Here is a 23,494-nt window from a genome sequence, read left to right as displayed (position 1 = left end):
GAATTATCGGCCCCTTCTCAAAATGACAGAATATTTTTTTTATTATGTCAGATGGTTCCTTCGGAAAAAAACCTTTCACTCTCTTTTTTCATTTCTGCCGAAAATTATCTAGAAGGACCCCTTTACGACCAAAGTTATGATGAAATCAAAATCCATCCGTATCGCCCTATTTTTACTCTTTTTTACAGGAATCGGAATCTTTGCCGAGGACGGAATGGAATGGATTGGAAGTTTTTCTTCAAAAGAACTGGAGATGTCCGATGAAACGGAAAACCAAGATACAGTATACTACCTCTGGCAACTGGAAAGTCTCAAAAAAAATATAGCTCCACGTTACATTCGTTATCTCGACGTGGAATCTTACGTGTCCTCGGGTAAACTCATCCATAGAGGAATTCTATTTACTTACAATGGACTCCGGGACGAATCGGTAGAAATCTGCGGAAGTTTTAATAATTGGGAATGTTCCGATATGAAACGGAACCAATACGGAATTTATTATACGGTCATCGAACCCACACAAATTACAGATTCGTATGAAGAGGATCCTGTTTACGAATACAAGTTTCGAGTGAATGGACTTCTAACTTATGATCCGGAAAACTTTGATAAATTAGAAGATGGTTCGGGGTCTTACTATTCCCGTTTTATTTTAGAAAACAAAGATACAGATCGACAAACAAAAACTATGGTTCTCGAAGATTCCGCTAACGAAGAACGAGACTTACGAACCGTTAAATTTCAAATTTATCTTCCAAATGCAGAAGTGGTTCGTGTTGTCGGAAGTTTCAATGATTGGAACCCTGAACACGACTTCTTAAAAAAAGACAGAAAGGGTGTGTTTACTCTAGAAAAGAAATTATTACCAGGTGAATACCATTATCAATTCATTGTGGATGGGGATTATATGTTGGATACATACAACCCATCGACAAATATCAAAGTGGATACCAATGAATCCGTTTCTTCTTTGCTTGTTCCAGAACGGAACTACGCTTTAGAACGTAAGATGTAAGCTGGCAAATTCATTCAAAAACAAATCAACACCTATTCAAACTAAAGAAACTCTTATCTCCATTCCTCTTTTTTTATTTGAATATTGGGGAACCAAAAAGGATTGATAGGAATGACAACGTTATCTTTATTTCTTACTTGAGTTGCATAACTATTCCATTTCAGGTCATCGAATGGTTTTATAAAAATTGAATTTCTAACTAAAACAAGAAAAATCACACTAACAATCAAGGCTGTATAAAAATTTCTTTTAATATCTTCACCATTAAACATTACAGAAAATACTGATATACAAAATATAAAATAAGGGACTATTCCATATCGATTCACTAGGAGGTTAATCACATTTAAAAAATACAAAGAATCTTTCGTACCATTCACTAAAGCCAGAAACGAAGTTTGTTCTTCATTCAAAACCAAACCACCTCTAAGCAGAATCGGGACAAAAATAGCGACCAAATAACTTGCAAAAAACAATGTATTTTGGATTCCATTTTTTTCAAAAGTTTTAAAATAAAAAAACAGGAAGAGAATTTCCAATATCCAAAAATATTTAAAATAACTAACAAAGGACAATGAATTGGGATTTATGAAATAAATGGAAAAGGAAACACGAATTAACTTTTCTATATTCAAAGGTATGGATAAAAATTTCCAATCTATTTCTGCAATAGTTCCTCTCGTTCCAAGATAAAACATCGAGATAAGGTAACCAACAGTGAGCAAAAAAATAACACCAAAAATCCATCTTAAACGATCGGTTGTACATAAGATTGGCCTAATTAGAAAAAGAGGAATATAACAAATTGCAAGAGGTGCAGATAACATCCCAAACAAAACATATATAAATATACCTATATAACTGAATCCATTAAGTTTACCACCAATCAAAGCATATAAAAAGACGCCAAAAGATAAGTAAAAATGAACATTCGTGACATTGCCAATAGACTCAATGCCGACAGGAGCAAAACAGATTAATATAACAACAATGGATCTAAGAAAGTCACTTTTAATAATATATCGATATCTACTGATTGAAAAAATAGAAACGGAAAAGGCTGCGATTAGAATTGCTGAAAAATTAAATACGAAAGGGATCAGTTCGTAAGGAAAAAAATTAGCAATAAAAGCAATAACCCTAGGTACTAGGTGAATGTAACCTGCATAAAGGATTAATATAGTATCAGGGAATCCGATAACCCACTCATCACGAAGGAAAATTTGTCCATCTTCAGCCCATAATTGTGGGTTCAATAATGAATCTGGCTTCCGAAGAAATAATACGAAAAAACAAATAATCAAATTAGTAAAAAACAATTTAAGGTCATAATTGTTTTTGGGTAGGTCAGAAGAAACGTAGGAATTTCGAAAATTTCGAAAAGCATTTACTAAACGTTCTCGAAAAAAGAACCTCAATTCATTTTGGATCGTTTTACTAAATTCACTGAAACTCATTAATCTGTATTGCATTCTTATGTATCCTATTATTCTATACGAGGATAATTATCGATGTATCACTGGATGATAACTTCTGTTTTCGAAATTAATATTGATTGGTAAAAAAGGAATAGATTCTGAATCTATCAAGTAACTTTTTTATAGTATAATCAAGATCATACGGAGTATTTATAGGAAACAAATCATATATTATTGTTCTAAGGTTGCGGTCATGGATCCTTTGGAAGAACTCATTCGATGGTCAGGTCCATAGTTTAAGATCCGTTCGTGGACAAATTCGGCGTGTTCCAATTCTCCAGAAAAAACAATAGTTTTCTTTCTAGTGTCTACTTCGACTGCATGTTGAAATGCCTTTTCCCATGGCATTTGACAAACATCCATAAGCATTTCAATCACGTACTCGTAAGTGTGAAAATCATCATCCCAAAGTACAACCTTCCAAGGCCCGTCACTCCGACGAGGCCTCACTTCCGTTTCTTCTAAGATGGATGGTTGGGACGCTCCAGAACCGGTCATAACCCCAACCAAAACCTTATTTTTTCTTTTTGGAAATTGCGATTTCTACGTGGGACACAACATCTTTTGCGCGTAAACCGAAGTAATCCAATAGACCACTCCAAGTTCCGGACTTTCCGAATGTATCTTTCATTCCCACTTTGATCACAGGGACAGGATACTCTTCCGAAAGAAGTTCCGATACAGCAGAACCAAGACCACCAATGACATTGTGTTCTTCACAAGTCACGACAGCCCCACATTCTTTTGCTTTGGCGATGATGGCTTCTTTATCCAAAGGTTTGATGGTCGCCATATTGAGAAGGCTTGCATGAATTCCTTTTTCTTTGAGTAGACCCACTGCGATCATAGCTTCGTTGACCATTACACCATTGGCAATGATACACACGTCTTTCCCTTCAGAGATTACTTCTGCTTTTCCTATTTGGAATTTGTAGTTTTCTCTTTCGATGACAGGAATGGCTGGTCGGCCAACCCGAACATACACAGGGCCTTTGTAATCAGCAATGGCATGAATGACTTGTTTGGTTTCGTTAAAATCAGAAGGACAAATGACAGTCATTTCTGGGATGACTCGCATGATAGCAAAGTCTTCTATACATTGGTGGGACGCACCGTCTTCTCCCACAGTGATTCCACCATGAGATGCAACTAGTTTTACGTTTACTTTTGGGTAAACAACACTGTTACGAACCACTTCCCAAGCTCTACCAGATAAAAACATAGCAAAACTAGAAGCAAAAGGAACAAATCCAGATAAAGCAAGACCTGCTGCATGACCAACTAAGTTTTGTTCAGCGACACCAACATTAAAAAAACGTTCAGGATATTTTTTCTTAAAATCTGCAGTTTTAGTGGAACCGGAAAGATCTGCATCTAAAACTACAACATCTTGCCTTGAAGCACCTAACTCGACTAAGGCTTCGCCGTATGCATCCCTTGTTGCTTTTTTGTCTGATGTAGATTGGCTAGGTGCTCCCATAATTATCCTTTTTTTAAAGCGTCAGCTTTATCTGTTTTTTCCCAAGTAAATGTACTACCTGTTCTACCGAAGTGGCCATAAGCCGCTGTTTCTTGGTATTTTCTTCCTTTTCCAAGAAGATCAAGACCATCCACAATTCCTTTCGGAGTGAGTTTAAAATTTGCAAGAACTCGTTTAGAGATTTCTTCGTCTGCAATGGTTCCTGTTCCGAAAGTATCTACAAGAACAGAAACTGGTTCTGCAACACCGATTGCGTAAGCAAGTTGCACTTCACATTTATGAGCAAGACCAGCTGCTACAACGTTTTTCGCAATATAACGACCGATATATGCTGCTGAACGGTCAACTTTAGATGGATCCTTTCCAGAGAATGCTCCACCACCATGACGACCCATTCCACCGTAAGTATCTACGATGATCTTACGTCCAGTAAGACCAGTGTCACCATGTGGACCACCAATTTCGAATTTACCTGTTGGATTGATAAAGTAACGAGTATTAACAAGAAGTTCTTTCGGAATCATTTTTTTGATACATTCTTCGATCACTGCTTCTTCGATTTGTTTGTGAGTCACACCTGGTTTGTGTTGTGTAGAAATCACAACTGTATCCACTCTTTTTGGTTTTCCATCTTCGTATTGGATGGTTACTTGTGACTTTGCATCAGGACGAAGCCATTCGATTTTATTTGTATGACGCAGGTCCGATAGATGTTCCAAAAGTTTATGAGAATAATAAAGTGGAGCTGGCATTAGTTCCGGAGTTTCTGCAATCGCAAAACCAAACATAAGCCCTTGGTCTCCGGCTCCTTGTTCCACATGTAAACCTTCGCCTTCGTTTACCCCTTGGGCAATATCAGGTGATTGTGCATGTACGTGGGAGGAAACCACTGCGAAATCAGCATCAAAGTACATATTGATATCGTTATAACCAATTTTACGAATGACATCGCGTGCGATTTCTTGAGTGTCCACTTTTCCTTTACTGGTAATTTCACCAGCAATCACAACAAGGTTTGTTGTTACGAGAGTTTCACAAGCAACACGAGACTTTGGATCTTGAGCTAAATAGGCATCGAGAATGGCATCAGAGATTTGGTCGCAGACTTTGTCTGGGTGTCCTTCAGATACGGACTCGGAAGTGAAGATATAGTTTTTAAGAGAGGACATATTTTTACCTTACTTGGTTAAATTTTAGATTTTAGGCGGTACGTCAATAGAATTGTCGGGGTATAATCCACGCACATAGGATTCCAGAGTTTCCGCATTTTTCCCCATGGCAATTTCCAATTTTTTGGCATATTCGTCCATTTGGCTCTCGGAAAGGCCTTTAGGAACAAAGAAAGGTTCTCCGTATTGGATGAAAAGTCGGGCACCAAATTTGGGGAAAAAATGTCTGTCCCAACTTTTGAAAGTATAAGCCCTGTCATAACAAGAATGTAAGTAAAGAATGGGAAATCCGGTCAGAGAGGCAGTCACGATGACCCCAGGTTTTACTTCCCGTCTCGGCCCTTTGGGTCCATCCACAGTGAAAATTGGAACAGCACCTTGTTTCATCTCTTTTAGGATATTACGAAAAGCACCCGTCCCCCCCCTTGTAGAAGAACCTCGCACCGAACGAAGGTTAGATCGAGCAAAGGTTTGGTGGATGATTTCACCATCTTTGGATTGAGAAACAAGAGCAACCATATCAGCTTTTTTCTTTCGTTTCAAATACTGAGTCGCATGCCTATAAAGAGAGAGTGTAGTTTCGTGAAAAACAGCAATGATATATCCAGAACCAGTTTCGATGACTTTGGCACTTTCTTCCGGGATGATGAACTTTTGGTTTCTGATGAATAAATACCAAACCCTGACTATGAAGTGAACCACCCAACTCAGAATGATGTATTTGGTTTTGGAATAAGGTTTTTGTTTGTTGTCGGGAATCAAAAAGAATGGTCCTTACCGATCTCCCAAAGGACATCGTTTTCATAAATTTTCACTGTAGCCGAAGTATTTGGTTCCGGTTTGTCATGTAACAAAGAATGAATCATGGATTTGGCAACATACTCACCAGGAATCGGTTTGTATTTTTTGAGTCCAAGGAGACCAAAAGGAATGAGATTCCCAAGAAACTCACCCACCTTCTCTCCCACTCGAACTTCTTCTCTTTCTCCAATGAGTAAAGAGGGCCGAAAGATTCCTAAAAAAGGAAATTGTAAATTACGGAGTTCAGTTTCAATTTCCCCTTTCACTCGATTATAAAAAATAGAAGAGTTAGAGTCAGAACCCATAGCTGTAATGATATAGAATCCAGGAACCTTTTTTGTTTTCGCTTGTTTTGCGGCAAGTAATGGATATTCGTAATCAATTTCTTTGAATTTTTCCTGGCTTCCAGCTTTGTTAATCGTTGTACCCAAACAACAAAAAACAGCATCCAAACCATCCGGGATGGAAACCTTTCCGGATTGAAAGTCTTCCCAGTTTACTTGTACCACTTCAATAGGGACATTGGGATTAGAGGCAGATTGTGAGTTACGAGCCCAAACAATTACTTTTTTTATTTGTGGATAAAACACAAGAGAAAGTAACACTTGTTTACCGATAAGGCCGGTTCCACCAAGGAGTAGAATTTTCATTTGATCTCCAAACTACGTGCGAGCATTGAATCGGTAAGATTGAGTCTTTCCTGAAACTGGATTCCTGCAATATAGTAGATTACATTTTTGATTTTTGAAGTCTGGGTCCACATGACAGTCCCTTCAAAGAACATACGTTTGGTGCCCTTTGCCCAAACGATACTGCCCAAAACTTGGGACTCGATTTCATCGCTGAGTAAGTCATCCTCACCCAAAAAACAAAGGCCTTCTTCCGAAATATTCCCTAACTTTCCGAACAATGTGATCCCTTCCAAATCCAGTTGGACCTCAAATTCAGAAAAGTCACCGGGAGATATTCTTGGAAGCCTTCGCTCACTTTCCATAGCAACAAGGTACAATGATTCCCATTATTGGAAACGAAAAAAGCAAATTAGAACTGAAAGTAAATGAACGGAACAGAATTTTCCGGTGTAGCTAAATTTAAGACAAGAAAGAGAATGGGATAGAGGGCAAATTCCAAACTGGCCGGTATTTGTTTCCCTTTTCCCTTTTCAAAGATCAAATAACCAATGATATGGCCTAAATACAGGAAAAACAGGATCCAAAGGAAATCTTTCCACATATAAGGTCGGATTTGTCCTGTTTGAAAGGTAAAGATTCCCCGAATGTGAATCCAAGCATTCTCCCAATTGAGAGAACGAAAAAAAACTGCCCCCAAAAAGAAAATGGAGCTATTGAGAAGGTTCTGAAAAAGCCAAAGAGGAGCGTTATACCAATGTTTTGTTGTGGCATTCTCTTTTTTGTCTGGAAACCATTCCTTCCAAACCTCTTCCAAAACATAAAAAAATCCGTTGAGACTTCCCCAAAACACAAAAGTCCACTGCGCTCCGTGCCAAACCCCACTTACGAACATTGTAAACCAAAGGTTGAATTTTCGTCTTACGGATGTTACCCGACTTCCTCCCATTGGAATATAGATATAATCTCGTAACCAGGAATTTAAAGTCATATGCCACCGGCGCCAAAAACCAGAGACCGAAGTGGCAAGAAAAGGAAGGTTAAAATTGGTAGGAAGTTTATAACCGAGTAACATGGCACTACCAATGGCCATATCGGAATACCCACTAAAATCCAGGTATACTTGGATTCCACCGAGGGCCGCTGCAATTAACAAAGCATAGGCATGATGGCCGGACGGATCTGCATATATAGTATCAATGGTAGGAGCGACCATATCGGAAAGGACTGCTTTTTTAAAGTAACCCAACATAAAAAAGCGAATCGCTACTCGAAACTCAATATCTTCCAGTTTTTTAGGACTGTATAATTGAGGCATAAAGGTTCTTGCCGTCACAATCGGACCTGCCACAAGTTGTGGGAAAAAACTCACAAACAGAGCAAACCGAATGAAATCCTTTTCTGCCGGAATTTCTTTTCTATAAACATCAATGGTATAAGACAAAGATTGAAACGTAAAAAAGGAGATTCCTGCAGGAAGAATGATTTTAAGAACAGGCAAAACATCTGCACCAAACATTGGATTGGTGACAGTATTAATCGAAGTGACTAAGAAATTATAATATTTAAAAAATCCTAAAATAAAGACAAGGTTAGTGATTAAACTAAAGAGCAAAAGATAATATCTTATTTTCTCTCTGGTTTCTGAACTAAGTTTGATTCCTACATAATAGTCAATAGCAGTGGAAAGTAGGATGAGCGCACCAAAGCGATAATCCCAAGACATGTAAAAGAAATAACTGCTGATGAGAAGGAATGTATGTAAGATTCGTGTTTCTCTAGATTGATTGGAAAAAATGGCTGGGAATAGATACCAAACCGTAAAAAAAACGAAGAGAAAGAAGACAAAGTATTCAAAATCGGAAAAGATCAATGGGACATGCCTTCTATTCAGACCAAATTCTTCGAAAAAATAACAATGTCAATCATTTCGGCTTGCAGATGGTTGCAGAATCGCCTAAGATTGGTCTCTAGTTTTTTTAGTTCAGAACTAAGAGGTAAAAAATGAAAAAAATATTAAAAACAGGTCTCGTGGGACTTTTATCCTTTGGTCTTCTTTCCAATTGTTTTGGAAAGTTTGGTGCAATCAAAGCTGTATACTCTTTTAACGGAAACATCCAAATCGGATCAGGTAAACTTGCTAGTTTCTTTCGTTCCTTACTGATGATCTTCCCTCTTTACATTGCATATGGAATTGGAAGTTTCTTAGACATTCTCGTTTTTAACCTTATTGAATTTTGGACAGATCGAAATCCAATCGCAATGGCTGAGTATGACTTTGATGGAAAACTAGTAAAAGAATACTCTCAAGACGGACAAACAATCACCCTTACTTACTCTGAATGGGGTAAAGTATTAAGAATGGATGCTCCTACTAAAAAAGGAATGGAAACTGTGTATTTCTTAAAAGAAAAACCAGAAAAAGCATTCCGTTTAGTCAATGGAAAGTATGTAGAGATCCTACAAGCAAGTGGACCCATCCTTCCTCCTACTAGCATAAAACAGTTCTAAGTAGAACATTGCCCCTAATTTTAGGGGCAATCTCTGGCCGATAATTACATTATGAATCGTTTGTATTTGATTTCCTTCCTGTTACTCCTTACTTTCGGATGTGAAACTCCGCAACAGGTAATCACCCCAACATTTCCTACCCATACAGAACAAATCAATCTGAACCGCATTCGAATGATTACCAAATCCGAAGCAGTCCATTCAGAATCCAAAGAAGGAAAAAAACCTCTCACCCAAGAACCAGGGGTGAGTGTGGAATATTCGGAAAACAAAATTCCCTTCATTCAATTGGATTTGTTTTTTGAAGATGCAGGAATCAGTATCATTGAAGAAATCATCGCAGGTACTATTTTAGACCACCATATCATTGTGTTAAACCAAAAGGGAGAAATCATCGCCAAACAACCTGTTAATTTCCAAGCCTATGAAATTTTGGAAACAAAAACGGAAGTTATGCGAAACAAAGTGATCGTTGGGGAATCGAAAAAACCTGTGAAGGTGAATAGCACTACCCCAGAAACCAAAATCTCACGTGAGGCCATCGAAAGACAATACACGGATAGAGACAGTGTTCCGCAAGTATTAGAAATCCAAGAAGGCAAAGTTCCAAATCCAGGTGAATACATCAGTATCTACTTAGAACTCACTTTTGTGAACCCACACCTAGAACCCAATTGTGAATCATATTCCGGAAACTGTAATGGTCCAAAGGACTATTTTTTTGAAGATGTGACAAGACGCAATCGTAGGGAATTGGATATTTTACGAAATCGTTATGTAGATGGGGAAGTGGCCCAGTTTCCAAATCTAACCAAAGAAGAACAAACGAACTTTAAAACAAATATCAAAACCAAAATGGAATCCACGAATGGAACGTATGGCCCAAAACACGGATTTACTAAATTTATGTTCCGAGAGTGGAATCTGGTTTCTTCTCCAAGATATTTTCGTATTTTGTCAGTAGTTAAAAATGGAAAACAATCATTACAAGAAGAACGCAGTGATGAAAAAAAATTAACCGACGAGTCCGGGGAAAATTCCAAAGGAGATCAAAACGATAACCATTCTATTTTTGATTCTCCAACCCATACGAAACATAAAAAAAGAACGATACCTACTCCTTAAGAAATTTAACGGGTGATGGAATTTCCAACACCCGCGAATCATTTTTAAGCAACCTTTGATTCTTTTTTGCGAGCACTATCAAAACGCACGGTAGAAGCAGTCACTTTGATTTTGGATTTACTTTCTCCTTCTGGACTTTTCCACCGGTTTTGTTTCAGATTTCCCATCACAGTAACCTTACTCCCCTTTCTCAGGTATTCAACACAGTTCTCTCCCAGTTTTTCCCAAGCTTCTACTTCAAAGTAAGAGACATCTTCTTTGTCTTTTCCTTCTTGGTTGTTTGCCGTATGGTTGACTGCCACTGTGAAATTAGCGAGTGATTTACCTCCCGCAATGGTTCTTTCTTCTGGATCTGCGGTTAAATTTCCGTCCAGAATGACATACGATAGATTTTTCATTTGAGTATCCTTAAATCAATTTTCTTGGCCATACAATGACCGGTGCGTTTTTGTACGAGTTGGTTGTAAAAAAAGGTGGATTCCGAATAAATTTATAAAATCTATGATCCACAATTCGCATTTCGGATAGACAATCCAATGGGACCAATGAAGAATTTCTTTGTGGGACTTCCCGATTCAGAAATACTCCACCTAGTAACTGCTATTAGCCGAGAGTTGGTATGTTTACACGAACCGGATGGAACTTACCTATACGTTAGCCCTAACTCAGAAAAAATCATTGGGTATCGATCAGAAGAGTTGATTGGAAAAAATCCTTATGATTATTTTCATCCTGATGAAAAAAGGATGATTCAAGAAAGATCTCACCAACCCCTACTTCGTGGCGAAGAAAACATTCATTCCACTTTTCGATTTTTACATAAAAACGGAAACTATATATGGCTCCAGTCTGACAATCGTTTAACGATTCATCCTACAACCGGGCAAAAGTACCTCCATACATCTTCCCGGGATATTTCTGAAAAAATAGATACAGAAGCAAACCTAGCACTTGCCGAACGAAGATTCAAAACTTTGTTCCATGACTCTCCCATTGGACTAGTACTTACAGGAAAACACGGTTACATCGATGAATCCAATGAATCCTTTGCTATTTTTTTGGGTTATAAAAGTTACGAAATTGTTGGAAAACATTTTTCTGAAATCAGTGCTGTGGATGAACTCGAAGAAAATTTAAAACTGCGAGATGAAGTACAAAAAGGAATCATCGATAACTATTCCATTGAAAAACAATACATTCACAAATCAGGAAAAAAAGTTTGGGCTTATACCACAGCAACTGTCCTTCGCGATGACAGAGGACAACCAATCCATTACTTAGCACAAATCATTGATATTGATGAAAGAAAAAAATCTGAAACTTTACTCCGCGAAAACAATGAACACCTACAGGCAACAACCAATTCTCTTTTAACTCAAAACAAACAACTCCAAGTATACAACCAAATCATTTCTCACCACCTGAGAGCCCCTGTAAGTAACCTAAAAAGCCTTCTTGATTTGATGAAAGAAGCAAACCAACTTTCAGAAATTAGAGAATTGGAAGGGCATTTAGAAGAAGTTACCAACACTTTGGAAACGGTCCTCTCTGAACTGATCACCACATTACAAATTAAAAATCCAGATTCCTATAAACAAGAATCTCTGAAAATTTCGGAATCCTTATCCGACGTGGTCCATTTGATGGAGGGGGAACTTGCCAATAAAGAGATAACAATCCAATCCAATTTTTCGGCAAAAAAAACTGTGTTTTTCTCCAAAGAATTTTTGGACACCATCTTCCTCAATCTTTTGAGCAATTCGATCCGGTTTGCCCACCCAAATCGGAAACTTCAGATTTCGGTAGAATCCTTTTCTTCGGGCTCGCAGACGGTCATTTCCTTTTCAGACAATGGGATCGGGATCGATTTGGACCGTTACGGTGATCAAATTTTTCAGCTTCGAAAGACTTTTCATCGTCAGATAAGTGGTAAAGGTTTGGGATTATTTTTGGTTCAGTACAAATTAGAATCGGTAGGGGGAAAAATTGAAGTTCGTTCCCAACCACAGGAAGGGACTACCTTTCTTATGTACTTTCCGGATGGGAGTGAAACCAAATGACTCCCAAAATTTGTGTCATCGACGATGATAAAATCTACCAATTCACTACAAAAAAAATCATTTCCAATGCCGGAATCAAAGGAGATGTTTTGGTGTTTTCTGACGCTGAAAATGCATTGGATTTTTTTCATACGGAAGTGCAAAATAAAGACCAATTGCCCGATATCATCTTTCTCGATATCAATATGCCCTTTATGGATGGTTGGCAATTTTTAGATGCCTTCGAAAAGATCCGTCCTCAGTTTCCCAAATCCATAGAAGTATTTTTAGTGAGTTCTTCCGTAGACATTGCAGATACGGATCGTGCGGCAAAAATTCCCATTATCTCTGGATACATATTCAAGCCGTTTACGAAAGAAAAACTTTTGGAATCTCTTTCACACGTCCAATCTTAGCTTGTCATTATTTTGTTTCGTATATAGAAATGGACGCACCACTTATGGATCAAATACTCAGTTGGATCGAAACCTATCCCTTGGCCTCCACTCTCGTTGGATTGATATTGTTTCTTGTGTCCGTCTTTATCCGAGACGTTACGCAAAAAACGCACACGATTCAGAGAAACTTCCCCATAGTAGGACGGCTCCGGTATTTTTTAGAAATGATCGGCCCAGAACTCAGACAATACTGGGTAGCCCATGATAAAGAAGAACGTCCTTTTGATCGAACGGAAAGAAGTTGGATTTATGCAACGGCCAAAGGTCAAAACAACAATTTTGGATTTGGAACCACAGAAATCCAATACGAACCTGGATATCCCATCATCAAACACAAAGCCTTCCCTTACCCCGAAGCAAAGGCTTATATTCACAACCAAGACCCAAGTTGTATTCCTTGTTTAAAAATCATTGGGCCTAAACGTAAGTTCCCATACAGACCCTATTCCATTGTTAATATTTCTGCAATGTCCTTTGGTTCTCTCGGTAAAAATGCGGTGATGGCTCTCAATAGAGGAGCTAGAGATTCCGGCGCCTATCAGAACACAGGTGAAGGTGGCTTAAGTCAGTATCATATGGAAGGGGCGGATATGGTTTGGCAAATTGGAACCGGATACTTTGGTGCCAGAGACAAATCAGGAAAGTTTAGTTTGGATGTTCTCAAAGAGAAAGTGGGAAAAAACCCTTGTATCAAAATGATTGAAATTAAACTTTCGCAGGGCGCCAAACCAGGGAAAGGTGGAATCCTGCCAGCAAAAAAAGTAAATGCTGAAATTGCAGCCATTCGTCATGTCGAAGAAGGAAAGGATTGTATATCGCCCAATTCTCATAGCGAATTTACGAATGTCAAAGAACTCGTTCAATTCATAGAAAAAATCGCTTCGGGAACAGGACTTCCTGTAGGAATCAAAAGTGCGGTAGGTGAAATTGAATTTTGGGAAGAACTATCTCGCGAAATGAAACAAACGGGACAAGGTCCTGATTTTATCACTATCGACGGCGGTGAAGGAGGAACGGGAGCCGCTCCTCTTACTTATGCCGACCATGTTTCTCTACCTTTCAAAATTGGATTCCAAAGAGTTTATACTCTTTTCCAAAGAGAAGGACTATCAGAACAAATTGTTTGGATTGGATCGGGCAAACTAGGGTTTCCAGATCGAGCAGTCGTTGCGATTGCCATGGGTTGTGATCTCATCAATGTGGCAAGGGAAGCCATGTTGTCCATTGGTTGTATCCAAGCACAAAAATGCCATACAGACCATTGTCCAGCCGGTGTTGCCACTCAAAATTGGTGGTTACAACGTGGTGTCGATCCTACAATCAAAGGGAAACGTGCCGCCAAATACATTCAAGGATTTCGAAAAGAACTTTTGAGTTTAGCTCACTCTTGTGGTTATGAACATCCCGGACAATTCACTGGTCAAGATGTTGAAATTAGTATGGGCATGAATCGTTACCAAACTTTAGAAGGTCTACTCGGTTATAAACGAGACGAAGTCAAATTTACGAAACTTCAGGATTATACGGTTTTTCCGAAACGACAAGCTTAAATGAAAAAAATCTTTTTTGTTCTTTTGTTCCTTCACCTCAGTTGTCTTTCAGAGGAGAGGAATGTAAAAGCAGAAATTGTAAAAGGTTTTTTAGACCTGAGCAATCATTCCTTCACCGATCAACCGTTTGTTGCACTTACCGGCGAATGGAAATTTTTTTGGAATACGGCACCCCTTCAAATTCAAGAAACAGATACTGATTTATTTCTTAACCTTCCTAAACATTGGAATGGATACCAGATGTCATACGGATCACTTGGTGGATTTGGACATGCCAGTTTTCGAATCAAACTCAAACTGGCAGACAATCTTTCGGATACCATGGCTCTTACTGTCCACGAGCAGGACACTTCGTACGCTATTTATGTAAACGGGAAGTATTTAGGTGGATCGGGAAAACCAGGATCGAATGCAAATGAATACACTCCTGAAGTCAAATCCAGCATTGTCGTTTTACCACAAACATCAAACTTAACTATAGATCTTTATGTTGCCAACTATATACACAGAAAGGGTGGGATTTGGAATGATATCATAATTTCTCCATATACCAAAGCAGAAAACAGACTCACCAAACGAAAGATCAACGAAACCATGTTATCTTCTGTTTTGACCTTTGTTGGTTTATTCTTTTTGGTGATGTATTTTTATAATCGTGATGGCAAACACACTATGGGAATCTTTTTGTTTTCTTTAGCTGTTTTGTTTAGAACCATTTCCACCGGGGAACGAATTTTAGTCGAATTTATTGATGTTCCCTATTGGATTCTATTACGTTTGGAATATGTTTCTTGGTTCTGGTCTGCCCCTCTTCTCTATCATTATTTTTATACCGTTTTTCCAGAAGACTTCTCCAAACGGATGGGGATTTTCTTTTATATTTTATCATCCATCTTAACACTTGGTTTGTTGTTACCACCAGTATATTTCACAGAGACCGCATCCATTTACCCGATTGCCTTTGTTGCCAATGGCCTTCTCATATTTGTTTATTTATCCCGCGCTTACAAAAGAAACCGAATGGAATCCACACTATTATTGTTTGGAATGCTTTTGGTACTTGTGGGTGCAACCAATGATGTCTTACATGCAGAATCCTACATTCATACAATGTACATAGCACCTGCTACAGTGGTTATCTTTGTTTTTTTACAAGTCATTACATTTGGCCGAATTGTTCGACAAAACATAACAAAAACCCTAGAATTTGCTCAGGAGCAAAAACAACTCAGTGGCTCTTTTAGTCGATTTGTCCCAACAGAATTTTTATACCATTTAGGCAAAACAGATATTCGTCATGTGGATTTAGGAGACCAAGTTCAAAAAAGGATGAGTATCCTTTTTGCTGACATCAGATCTTTTACCGAGTTTTCAGAAACACTCACCCCTAAAGAAAACTTTGACTTTCTAAATAGTTACTTACAACGAGTAGGCCCCATCATCAGACACAACAATGGATTCATTGATAAGTTCATTGGTGATGCTGTCATGGCGCTTTTTCCTTATGATATCAATGATTCCATCAAAGCGGCAGTGGAAATGCAAGAGGCCATTCGCATCTACAACAGCCATAGAGCCAACTGCGGTTATATTCCGATTGAAGTAGGAATTGGAATTCATACAGGAAATCTCACCTTAGGAATATTAGGTGAACACAAAAGAATGGAAGGAACTGTTATCTCCGATGCTGTGAACCTAGCTTCACGAATTGAAGGAATTACCAAACTCTTTTCATCTCGTATTGTCATCAGTGCGGATACTTTTATCGAAGCATCTGATGGGTTAGGGTACCATTACCGGTTACTCGACCGGGTAGCAATCAAAGGAAAAACAGAATCTGTTTTTGTAGTGGAAGTTTTGGATGGGTATGAACCGGAAAAGGCATCTCGACTCAAATCGACTAAAGATGAATATACCTTAGCCCTAGACGCATTTCGTCGGGATGATTTTGAAGAAGCGATCGAAGGATTTGCCAAACTATTGGATAAAAACCCTGATGATTCTGTATCGAGGTTGTTTTTGGATCGTAGCCAGGAAGCAAACGAAAAATCAAAAATGGAACTGGGTAGTTAATTCAATATTCATATTGAATTGAATTTTGATTCCAAACTCATTGTCAATTTCATTGAATTCACGCTAAACCAATACCAGCCAATCGATTGGATTCCACTTAAACTCCGTTACCTTTTGGATTGGAAACGGTAACCAATTGCAAGTAAAATCCCAAACCCTAGAACCCCAAGAGCCAAATAGGGTTCAGAAAAACAAACGGAACCACAAGCCACAATCCCTAGAACCAGAGCCACAAAAGGAAACACCGGATACAATGGAGCTTTGTAGGGCCTGGGCATTTGTGGTTCTTTTTTTCGCAAAATAAAATACGAAACAAGACAGAGTAAATACATTCCACATGCACCTAATGCAGATATGGTGATAAGTTCGGCTGTATCTAAAAAACACATACAAAAAATACCTAATAATCCACCACTAAGAACGGCATTTTGCGGAACCAAAGAACCTGAACTTAATTTAGAAAGATAGGTTGGTAAATATCCGTCTTTTGCCATAGCATAAATCAATCGCGAGTTTCCAAGAATGATCCCAAATAGTGATGCAACAAGACCAAACAAACCAATGAATGTAAATACGAAAGGCCAAACCAAATCAACACCATATAACTTTTGCAATACATAAGATAATGGATAATCCAACTCGGCTATTTCTTTGATATCAACAACCGATGCAGTAAAAACAAAAATGAGTCCCGCCAAACAAAGTAAAGTAAAAATGCCGGCGGTGTATCCAATGGGAATGTCTCGTGCAGGATTACGAACTTCTTCTGCAGCCAAAGCCACTCCTTCTACCGCCAGGAAAAACCAAATCGCAAACGGTATTGAAAGAAAAACCGAACTCCAAGAAATAGAACTGACTGCAGGCAAAGACGGAATTCGATCCAACGAAACATGGGGGACAAGAAAGGCTAAATAAAACAAAAGTCCAAACACAGCCACAAGAGTGACTAGGAGTTCAAATCGTGCTGTTTGTTTGATACCCGTTAAATTAATTAACAATAACAAACAAAACATAACGATACCAGCACCAAACGCAGGTATAACGGGAAAAAGAAAATGAATGTAACCACCGAGAGCAGAAGCAATCGCTGGTGGTGCGAGTAAAAATTCCACAAGAACCAAATACCCAGTGACGAGTCCAAATAAATCGCCAAGAGCCCGTTTTGCATAAGCGGACGGTCCTCCCGATTGAGGGATACTGGCAGCAAGTTCTGTAAAACAAAGTGCAAATAACACATAGAAAGTGGCAATCCAACCAACGGCCAAACTGAATTCCCAAAAACTGGCCTTGGACCATCCAAAGTTCCAACCAAAATAATCACCGGAAATCACAAGTCCCACGGCAATGCCCCATAAATGTACAGAATGTAGTACTTTATGCATCTTTTGATCTTCTTTCATGTAACCTCAATATTACAAAACATTTGTTTCAAAATAAAAACCAAATCCACATCCCAATGAAAAAACAATGTAATATACGAATCAAACTACATCTATTAGCGACAACTTTTTTCGGATTCGATATAGATTGTTTGGTGGGAAACCTGTGTCATTTTGCTAAATGAATACCTATTTCTCGAAGTATTTCTGTTAAATGAATAAATTCGGTATTGCAAATGATTCTAAATTTTAATAATATAGGGAAAATACTAGAAAACGGACCTAAACAATGCGAAACATCTATTTAACCTTAATTATACTATTATTTGCAATTTTTCCCTTGAGCGCGGTGCAAACCATCCTTCTCAAACAAGGTAAATCCATCAAAGGGATTGTGACCAACCAAAATGTGGATAGTGTCGAAGTGGACACACAAAATGGAAAACATATGGTCATTTCCAAAAAAACTGTTTTGAAAATCATCTATAAAGACATTGCAGAATCGGAAGAAGAAAACATCCGTAAAGAAGAAGAAGAAAAACGAAAACTCGAAAAAGAAAAAGCCATCGCCGCCAAACAAGAAGAGATTCGTAAACGTAGAGAAGAATTAACACGACAAGAATCAGAAAGAAAAGCCAAAGAAGAAGGTGGTGAAGTGGTAACCCATAGCCTTCGTGATTCCTTTGTCCTCGGTTCCGTTGCCGATGGAAATATGATCACACTTGCGCCCGACTCGGCAAAATGCCAAACCTTCAATGAATATCCAGAATACTTTTGGTTGTTTGGTGGTTTAAGGTTCAAAGAACCAGATTGGAACGTTTTACTACCAAAGGACAACCGCCCCGTTCGCATCAAACAAACTTCTACTTGGACAGATATGGCAGTGACCCTTCTCGGAGGATTTCTCATCACGATCACTCGTAAAACCATTATCGTTGATGTTTGTGAAGGGAGTGGATACCGTATGGTTTCCGATTCTGAAATCAAACGCATTAAAGACGAAGCCGTGGAACAAATCAGAACGGAACAAGAACTAAAAGAAGCCGAAGAAAAATACGAATTAGAACAACTAGAAAAAGATTTAGAATCTTTGAAAAAGAAAAAGTAATTACTAGGTTCATTCCAATGCAATTGATAAATTTTGAAATGTTTTCCTATCTTCAAATGAAAAAAGGAATTGGGTTGTTACTCCTTTCCTTTTCATTGTTTCAAAATTGTTATTTCAACCCGATTGTGAATGGAATACTGAATCCAAAGGTTGAAGAAGCTGACACATCCGCATTACTTGGATTAGCCGGAGGATTTGGGAGCCAAGCCGTTACCGTTAGTATTACAGGGCAAATCAAAAAACTAGGAACTGCTTTTGCTAATACTGAGGTCAGTCTCATCAATCCCTCATTTACTTCCAAAAACAATGCAAACTCATCAACCACTGATAGCGCCGGTAGATTCTCTCTTAATGTCCCAACAGGATCAGCGACTTTACAATTTTCTGATGCCGGTACCCCTGTAAACATCCAAATTGAAGTCTCACAAACGGCAGCAAAAATCCTTTTTATTGATAACACTAATTTCACAATCCAAAACCTAGATGTTTATGTTCTTGGGGTAGAGCCACCGGTGTATTTGGAATTGATATCATCCATTCCCTATGATGGCTTACTCATTGATGATAGTAACTACAGCACGATTACTATGGGTGGGTTTAAGTTTAAATTTTCCGAAGATTTAGAATATCCATCTAATCAATCGGTTTGGCTTGCGGAAAATTTTATAACGAATCCAACCATTGGTTTTGAATTTCCCAGTATTTCCAAAAGTGATGTAACCATTGTGTTAAGTAGTTCACTAAGTCCATTAACTCCTTATACAATTACGTTGAATTCTGGGATCAAAACAGTCGCAGGAAAATCAATTAAACAAACAACAATCCAGTTTTTGGTTGGCCCTTTAGGATTATAAGCCCAAAGAGGAGAATGAAATATGAAAGTGCAAAATCGTAAGATCCATTTTCTAATTCTCTTTCTTTCTATTTTTTCTAACTGTTACCTCAACCCCGTTGTGAATGGACTATTGAATCCAGTAGAAGAAGAAAATAACAATGTTTCCCTTGGCCTCCTTGGGGCCGCGTTAGGAACACCAACCCTCCTCATCACCGGTCAGATTCGTGATCCCAATGGGGTGGCAATGGTAGACCTCGTTTTAGAATCTTCTACTACAAATAATACTAGATCAACCCTATCACCTTACAGGACAGATGCGGGAGGAAGGTTTTATCTTCCCTACCAATTTGGTAGCCAAAACTTTACAGTGCTTAAAGATGGGTCTTCTTTTTTTACATTGGTAATCACTGTTTCCAGCCCAAGTGAAGTTTCTTCTGTAACGAGTGGAGCTCCTCCGGGACTAGAAATATTGAGTTTGAGGACAATCAATGGAAGTGAATCAAATAACTTCTTTGAGTTGGTAGATGCACATTATATATATCAATCTGGATCGATGGTGGCTCGTCTCCATAGTGCGGTGATTAATAATTATATAGAATCGATTGTGTTTACATTTTCGGAAGCACCAATACAAACCTCGGCGAGTGGGCCTTTGACGGAAGCATGGTTATCACAATACATTTCCATTTCGCCTTCTGCAATCTTTCAAAATTTTACATCTGCCCCAGGAAATACATTAACGATTGCTCCCTCTACTATTGCAGGTCTGCAGGTGTACGATTTAACCTTAAAACCAGGAATTCTTTCTGCCACGGGGAAGGCACTAACGCCAAGAACGATTCGTTTTAATTATGCATATGCACCTTAGTCAGGATAAAAATCGGCTTGAATGTATTTCTGACCCCAAGAAGAAATAGCATTGATTCCGCGTTTTGATTTTTCCGTTTGGGAGTGTAAAATGATCACAGTAAGTTTCAGGAGCTAATGAAAACCGCAATCGCTACCCGGTCTCGTTATTTAACTTAAATCCTACGCAAAGCCCCTTCCCAACCCCTCTCTTTGTTAAAGAAATTTCTTGCCAAACATTCCGGTCTTCTATAATATTAATGTCTTGGGTTCTTTCCTCCATGACAAAGTTCAATTTCTAAAACCATCACCCAAACTTGCGGAGCCAATTTTTATGAACCGACATCCTAAATTACCAACTTCACTTGTTTTAATATGTTTATGGTTTTTACTCGGAAACTGCTATTTCAACCCTTTGGTGCAACCCATAGTCAATCCAGAAGTGGAAGAGGGAACAGAGGCAGTCCCTTTCTTGGGGATTGCGGCGGTGCTTTCAGGATCAAAAATCCTAATAACAGGCCAAGTTGTTAACGCGAATGGTTCTGCAGTCGCTAACGGCACCCTAACTATCCTTAGCCGAACAAATCAAGAATCTGGTCTAGCAAACACAATTACATTAGATGGTGGAGGAAGGTTTTATCAATCATTCAGTATCGGAGAAACGGCAATCAAAGTCTTTGACCAATCGGGAACGGAATTATTTACGTTTAAACTGTCGATCACTGGACAAGGTATTGCATCCCTAGCTGAAACATCCGTTGCCGGAGCAGGAGTCATCAATATTGAATTTTATATGGAAGGATCCATACCAGCTTATATTGATATCGCGTCTACGTCACCTATAGTTGAAGGAACAACATTTACTACATGGCCAACTTATCTTTATATTAGTTTCTCTGAAAACTTGGAAGTACCATCAAATATGCAAAGTTTTTTAGATGCAAATGTCATCACAAATCCAACGATACCGCTCATTGGTACAAATTCTGACATAACTAACAACATTCTTACAATTTATAATTCAGGAGTTGGTGCTATTGGACCAAATACATATACATTTGGATCAGGAATTAAATCTACATCAGGTAAAAGTTTGAAACCGCGTACACTGACGTTTCTTTGCCAACCCAGTTGTAATGGATCATAATTGTATCTCTTACTCTATATTTTCCGCATTAGAAGAAGAGAATGTTCGATCAATTTCTTTCTCCTTTACTTTCTAACCACCTTACAGTATCTATTTTATATTTGACAATCGTGCGATCAAGACGAATTAAAATTCCGATGGGGTCGAAATTGCCGATTTTGTAAGTTAAGACTCTAGAATTCATACAGTTTCCGGGTAAGGCAAGCTGTTCCGCATAAGAGGTTCCTCCCGCATCCAGTTTCATTTCCTTCAAATTCCAATCACTTTGTCCTCCTTAACTCTGACTTGACAAACAAAAGAAACCTCCTAATGTTTAGCGGTCGTGAATGCACCTTTCCCAATAAGACAAAACTTCCTTCCTAAATATTTACTGATCCTAACAGTAATGATCCCCCTACTCTTTACTACTTTTTGTTCCCCTACCAACGAAGAATCCATCGACTCTCTTATTTCCAAGGTTCCGAACCCAAAAGAACTCAGGAACAGTTGGGTGGAGGACAGTGCTGGTGTTTTGACAGACACGGCTTCCATTGACCAGTTGATCAATAAGGAAGAGGCGGCATCTGGATTAGAAATTGCCGTTGTCACTCTACCGACAATTGGAAGTTATGTGCCAAAAGATTTTGCCGTTGCCCTATTTAATTATTGGAAGATTGGGAAAAAAGGCAAAGACAATGGAATCCTCGTTTTACATATCATCGACCAGAGAAGAGTGGAAATAGAAATCGGTTATGGTCTCGAAGGGGATCTTCCCGATGTGGTTGTCAAACGAATCATTGATACTTACACCATCCCCGCATTCAAAGCAGACAATTTTCAAAAAGGGCATATCGAAACCGTAGCCGCATTGATTACAAAACTCAACCACCCTGAACGAGAAGTGGACCAACTTCTCACGGAACCAAACAGTGTGGCCGTAACGGACGTTGCAGTAGAAGACACCAACAATCAAACCGTACCCGAAAGAACTGACTATTATGATTATCAAGGGAAGTCCTATACACAACTGAGCGAAGAAGAGAAACAAATTTTAGACAGAACCGTTGAAACTTACAATACAACGTCTAATTATTTTTTAAATGACGAAGAATCGCGATTGTTAAATGAAAAATTTTCTGAAGAAGAAAAAATCGAAAAAGAAAAAACCAGGCAAACCAAACAGTACTTTATCTTTGGTTATATTTCCCTTTTTGCATTCTTACATTTATTACAAAGGATTGTTGTTTGGATCATCCCTTCCCCTACGGCAAAATACCATATTGTCCATAAAACAGACTTTCCTTTATTCTACGGTGTCATTATCACGCCAGTAATATTCACCATCACTCTTCTCTCTGAGTTTTTGGATGATGCTTTATTTCCCATTTCGATTTTTCTTATCATTGGTAGCATCATTCTCTTTTTTATTTTTTGGGGTGACTTACGAATGCGTAAGTTAAGCGAAAGACTATTAAAAATTAGAAATATCCCCAGAAACTGCAAAAAATGTGGAGCCGTAATGGTTAAACTTTCCGAAGAAGCAGATAACAAACATTTGTCGGAAGGCCAAATTTCTGAAGAAATTCTCAATTCCGTAGATTATGATGTTTGGGTCTGTTCAAGTTGCCATTCTAATTCCATTCTAAAGTTCCGAAATATCGACCCTGAATATATTTACAAAGGAACATCTTTTCCAAAAATCAAAGTTTGCCCAGACTGTAAGTTTGAAACCTTTGTTTGTAAATCGAGTAAAATCTTAAGTGAAGCAACCTATAGTAGTTCCGGATCTGTGGAAGTCCGAAGAACCTGTGCCCACTGCAAACACAGTGCCGTTGAATATGAAACCATTCCTAAAAAACAAAAAAGTAGCTC

At 38.5% G+C, this 23,494-nt stretch carries 22 protein-coding genes; 12 read left to right on the top strand and 10 right to left on the bottom strand.

Annotation, left to right across the window (positions count from 1 at the left end):
* The first annotated feature begins 136 nt into the window (after window positions 1-136).
* On the top strand, window positions 137-1,015 hold the full coding sequence (locus EHQ49_RS16885; protein ID WP_244241529.1) for a glycogen-binding domain-containing protein: 879 nt from the start codon (window positions 137-139) through the stop codon (window positions 1,013-1,015).
* 53 nt (window positions 1,016-1,068) lie between these two features.
* Here the strand turns inward: EHQ49_RS16885 and EHQ49_RS16880 are convergent, their stop codons facing one another.
* From EHQ49_RS16880 to EHQ49_RS16845, 8 genes are all read right to left on the bottom strand, one after another.
* Window positions 1,069-2,271: a hypothetical protein gene (locus EHQ49_RS16880; protein ID WP_135580865.1), complete on the bottom strand. Its 1,203-nt coding sequence runs from the start codon at window positions 2,269-2,271 to the stop codon at window positions 1,069-1,071.
* 393 nt (window positions 2,272-2,664) lie between these two features.
* A complete protein-coding gene (locus EHQ49_RS16875; protein WP_135580863.1) occupies window positions 2,665-2,991 on the bottom strand; it encodes an ATP-dependent Clp protease adaptor ClpS in 327 nt (108 codons plus the stop codon).
* 16 nt (window positions 2,992-3,007) lie between these two features.
* Window positions 3,008-3,973 carry a transketolase family protein gene (locus EHQ49_RS16870; protein ID WP_135580861.1) on the bottom strand — a complete coding sequence of 322 codons (966 nt, stop codon included), beginning with the start codon at window positions 3,971-3,973 and terminating at the stop codon, window positions 3,008-3,010.
* Window positions 3,974-3,975: 2 nt separating this feature from the next.
* Entirely contained in the window at window positions 3,976-5,142 is a 1,167-nt protein-coding gene (gene metK, locus EHQ49_RS16865; protein WP_135580859.1) for a methionine adenosyltransferase, read from the bottom strand.
* A 24-nt stretch (window positions 5,143-5,166) separates the two neighbouring features.
* The gene (locus tag EHQ49_RS16860; RefSeq protein WP_135580857.1) at window positions 5,167-5,904 is read right to left on the bottom strand and encodes a lysophospholipid acyltransferase family protein; all 738 of its coding nucleotides are present in this window, start codon (window positions 5,902-5,904) and stop codon (window positions 5,167-5,169) included.
* Window positions 5,901-6,593 carry an NAD-dependent epimerase/dehydratase family protein gene (locus EHQ49_RS16855; protein ID WP_135580855.1) on the bottom strand — a complete coding sequence of 231 codons (693 nt, stop codon included), beginning with the start codon at window positions 6,591-6,593 and terminating at the stop codon, window positions 5,901-5,903. Before EHQ49_RS16855 ends, EHQ49_RS16860 begins: the two co-directional genes overlap by 4 nt.
* Complete coding sequence (locus EHQ49_RS16850; protein ID WP_244241528.1) at window positions 6,590-6,937, bottom strand: PilZ domain-containing protein; 348 nt, start codon at window positions 6,935-6,937, stop codon at window positions 6,590-6,592. Before EHQ49_RS16850 ends, EHQ49_RS16855 begins: the two co-directional genes overlap by 4 nt.
* Window positions 6,938-6,984: 47 nt before the next feature.
* The gene (locus EHQ49_RS16845; RefSeq protein WP_135580851.1) at window positions 6,985-8,445 is read right to left on the bottom strand and encodes an MBOAT family O-acyltransferase; all 1,461 of its coding nucleotides are present in this window, start codon (window positions 8,443-8,445) and stop codon (window positions 6,985-6,987) included.
* 131 nt (window positions 8,446-8,576) lie between these two features.
* Between EHQ49_RS16845 and EHQ49_RS16840 the strand changes: the two genes are divergently transcribed.
* Together EHQ49_RS16840 and EHQ49_RS16835 are read left to right on the top strand one after the other, a co-directional pair.
* A complete protein-coding gene (locus EHQ49_RS16840) occupies window positions 8,577-9,083 on the top strand; it encodes a DUF3332 family protein (RefSeq protein ID WP_135580849.1) in 507 nt (168 codons plus the stop codon).
* Between the two features lie 51 nt (window positions 9,084-9,134).
* Window positions 9,135-10,208 (top strand): hypothetical protein, encoded by a 1,074-nt coding sequence (locus EHQ49_RS16835; protein ID WP_135580847.1) that lies wholly within the window; start codon window positions 9,135-9,137, stop codon window positions 10,206-10,208.
* A gap of 44 nt (window positions 10,209-10,252) precedes the next feature.
* Here the strand turns inward: EHQ49_RS16835 and EHQ49_RS16830 are convergent, their stop codons facing one another.
* Entirely contained in the window at window positions 10,253-10,606 is a 354-nt protein-coding gene (locus EHQ49_RS16830) for a single-stranded DNA-binding protein (RefSeq protein ID WP_135580845.1), read from the bottom strand.
* A 138-nt stretch (window positions 10,607-10,744) separates the two neighbouring features.
* Between EHQ49_RS16830 and EHQ49_RS16825 the strand changes: the two genes are divergently transcribed.
* From EHQ49_RS16825 to EHQ49_RS16810, 4 genes are read left to right on the top strand one after another with little or no spacing between them, the layout of a single operon-like run.
* Window positions 10,745-12,268: a sensor histidine kinase gene (locus EHQ49_RS16825; RefSeq protein WP_208732243.1), complete on the top strand. Its 1,524-nt coding sequence runs from the start codon at window positions 10,745-10,747 to the stop codon at window positions 12,266-12,268.
* Window positions 12,265-12,663 (top strand): response regulator, encoded by a 399-nt coding sequence (locus tag EHQ49_RS16820; RefSeq protein ID WP_135580841.1) that lies wholly within the window; start codon window positions 12,265-12,267, stop codon window positions 12,661-12,663. Before EHQ49_RS16825 ends, EHQ49_RS16820 begins: the two co-directional genes overlap by 4 nt.
* A 29-nt stretch (window positions 12,664-12,692) precedes the next feature.
* Window positions 12,693-14,255 (top strand): FMN-binding glutamate synthase family protein, encoded by a 1,563-nt coding sequence (locus EHQ49_RS16815; RefSeq protein ID WP_135580839.1) that lies wholly within the window; start codon window positions 12,693-12,695, stop codon window positions 14,253-14,255.
* Window positions 14,256-16,328, top strand: coding sequence for an adenylate/guanylate cyclase domain-containing protein (locus EHQ49_RS16810; protein WP_135580837.1), 2,073 nt, complete (start codon window positions 14,256-14,258; stop codon window positions 16,326-16,328).
* 107 nt (window positions 16,329-16,435) lie between these two features.
* On the opposite strand, the gene eat is transcribed toward EHQ49_RS16810, so the two are convergent.
* Window positions 16,436-17,728, bottom strand: coding sequence for an ethanolamine permease (eat, locus tag EHQ49_RS16805; RefSeq protein ID WP_135580835.1), 1,293 nt, complete (start codon window positions 17,726-17,728; stop codon window positions 16,436-16,438).
* 268 nt (window positions 17,729-17,996) lie between these two features.
* On the opposite strand from eat, the gene EHQ49_RS16800 reads away from it, so the two are divergent.
* From EHQ49_RS16800 to EHQ49_RS16780, 5 genes are all read left to right on the top strand, one after another.
* Complete coding sequence (locus tag EHQ49_RS16800; protein ID WP_135580833.1) at window positions 17,997-18,815, top strand: LA_0442/LA_0875 N-terminal domain-containing protein; 819 nt, start codon at window positions 17,997-17,999, stop codon at window positions 18,813-18,815.
* 38 nt (window positions 18,816-18,853) lie between these two features.
* Window positions 18,854-19,669: a carboxypeptidase-like regulatory domain-containing protein gene (locus tag EHQ49_RS16795; protein ID WP_135580831.1), complete on the top strand. Its 816-nt coding sequence runs from the start codon at window positions 18,854-18,856 to the stop codon at window positions 19,667-19,669.
* A 21-nt stretch (window positions 19,670-19,690) separates the two neighbouring features.
* Window positions 19,691-20,518 carry a hypothetical protein gene (locus EHQ49_RS16790; RefSeq protein WP_135580829.1) on the top strand — a complete coding sequence of 276 codons (828 nt, stop codon included), beginning with the start codon at window positions 19,691-19,693 and terminating at the stop codon, window positions 20,516-20,518.
* Between the two features lie 312 nt (window positions 20,519-20,830).
* Window positions 20,831-21,643, top strand: a complete 813-nt coding sequence (locus EHQ49_RS16785; protein WP_135580827.1) for a carboxypeptidase-like regulatory domain-containing protein — start codon at window positions 20,831-20,833, stop codon at window positions 21,641-21,643.
* A 490-nt stretch (window positions 21,644-22,133) separates the two neighbouring features.
* Window positions 22,134-23,494 (top strand): TPM domain-containing protein (locus EHQ49_RS16780; protein WP_135581086.1); only part of this gene is annotated, 1,361 nt, incomplete at its 3' end.

It is taken from the genome of Leptospira perdikensis, assembly GCF_004769575.1.
Taxonomy (GTDB): Bacteria; Spirochaetota; Leptospiria; order Leptospirales; family Leptospiraceae; genus Leptospira_A; species Leptospira_A perdikensis.
This window is presented reverse-complemented; position numbering and strand designations above follow the sequence as displayed.

Excerpts from the sequence above, each read along its gene's own strand:
- EHQ49_RS16840 (WP_135580849.1), top strand. The coding sequence starts at position 8,577 with ATGAAAAAAATATTAAAAACAGGTCTCGTGGGACTTTTATCCTTTGGT.
- EHQ49_RS16785 (WP_135580827.1), top strand. The coding sequence starts at position 20,831 with ATGAACCGACATCCTAAATTACCAACTTCACTTGTTTTAATATGTTTA.
- metK (WP_135580859.1), bottom strand. The coding sequence starts at position 5,142 with ATGTCCTCTCTTAAAAACTATATCTTCACTTCCGAGTCCGTATCTGAA.
- EHQ49_RS16790 (WP_135580829.1), top strand. The coding sequence starts at position 19,691 with ATGAAAGTGCAAAATCGTAAGATCCATTTTCTAATTCTCTTTCTTTCT.
- EHQ49_RS16870 (WP_135580861.1), bottom strand. The coding sequence starts at position 3,973 with ATGGGAGCACCTAGCCAATCTACATCAGACAAAAAAGCAACAAGGGAT.
- EHQ49_RS16800 (WP_135580833.1), top strand. The coding sequence starts at position 17,997 with ATGCGAAACATCTATTTAACCTTAATTATACTATTATTTGCAATTTTT.
- EHQ49_RS16795 (WP_135580831.1), top strand. The coding sequence starts at position 18,854 with ATGTTTTCCTATCTTCAAATGAAAAAAGGAATTGGGTTGTTACTCCTT.
- EHQ49_RS16830 (WP_135580845.1), bottom strand. The coding sequence starts at position 10,606 with ATGAAAAATCTATCGTATGTCATTCTGGACGGAAATTTAACCGCAGAT.
- EHQ49_RS16825 (WP_208732243.1), top strand. The coding sequence starts at position 10,745 with ATGGGACCAATGAAGAATTTCTTTGTGGGACTTCCCGATTCAGAAATA.
- EHQ49_RS16850 (WP_244241528.1), bottom strand. The coding sequence starts at position 6,937 with ATGGAAAGTGAGCGAAGGCTTCCAAGAATATCTCCCGGTGACTTTTCT.
- EHQ49_RS16835 (WP_135580847.1), top strand. The coding sequence starts at position 9,135 with ATGAATCGTTTGTATTTGATTTCCTTCCTGTTACTCCTTACTTTCGGA.
- EHQ49_RS16875 (WP_135580863.1), bottom strand. The coding sequence starts at position 2,991 with ATGACCGGTTCTGGAGCGTCCCAACCATCCATCTTAGAAGAAACGGAA.
- EHQ49_RS16855 (WP_135580855.1), bottom strand. The coding sequence starts at position 6,593 with ATGAAAATTCTACTCCTTGGTGGAACCGGCCTTATCGGTAAACAAGTG.
- EHQ49_RS16810 (WP_135580837.1), top strand. The coding sequence starts at position 14,256 with ATGAAAAAAATCTTTTTTGTTCTTTTGTTCCTTCACCTCAGTTGTCTT.
- eat (WP_135580835.1), bottom strand. The coding sequence starts at position 17,728 with ATGAAAGAAGATCAAAAGATGCATAAAGTACTACATTCTGTACATTTA.
- EHQ49_RS16815 (WP_135580839.1), top strand. The coding sequence starts at position 12,693 with ATGGACGCACCACTTATGGATCAAATACTCAGTTGGATCGAAACCTAT.
- EHQ49_RS16885 (WP_244241529.1), top strand. The coding sequence starts at position 137 with ATGATGAAATCAAAATCCATCCGTATCGCCCTATTTTTACTCTTTTTT.
- EHQ49_RS16820 (WP_135580841.1), top strand. The coding sequence starts at position 12,265 with ATGACTCCCAAAATTTGTGTCATCGACGATGATAAAATCTACCAATTC.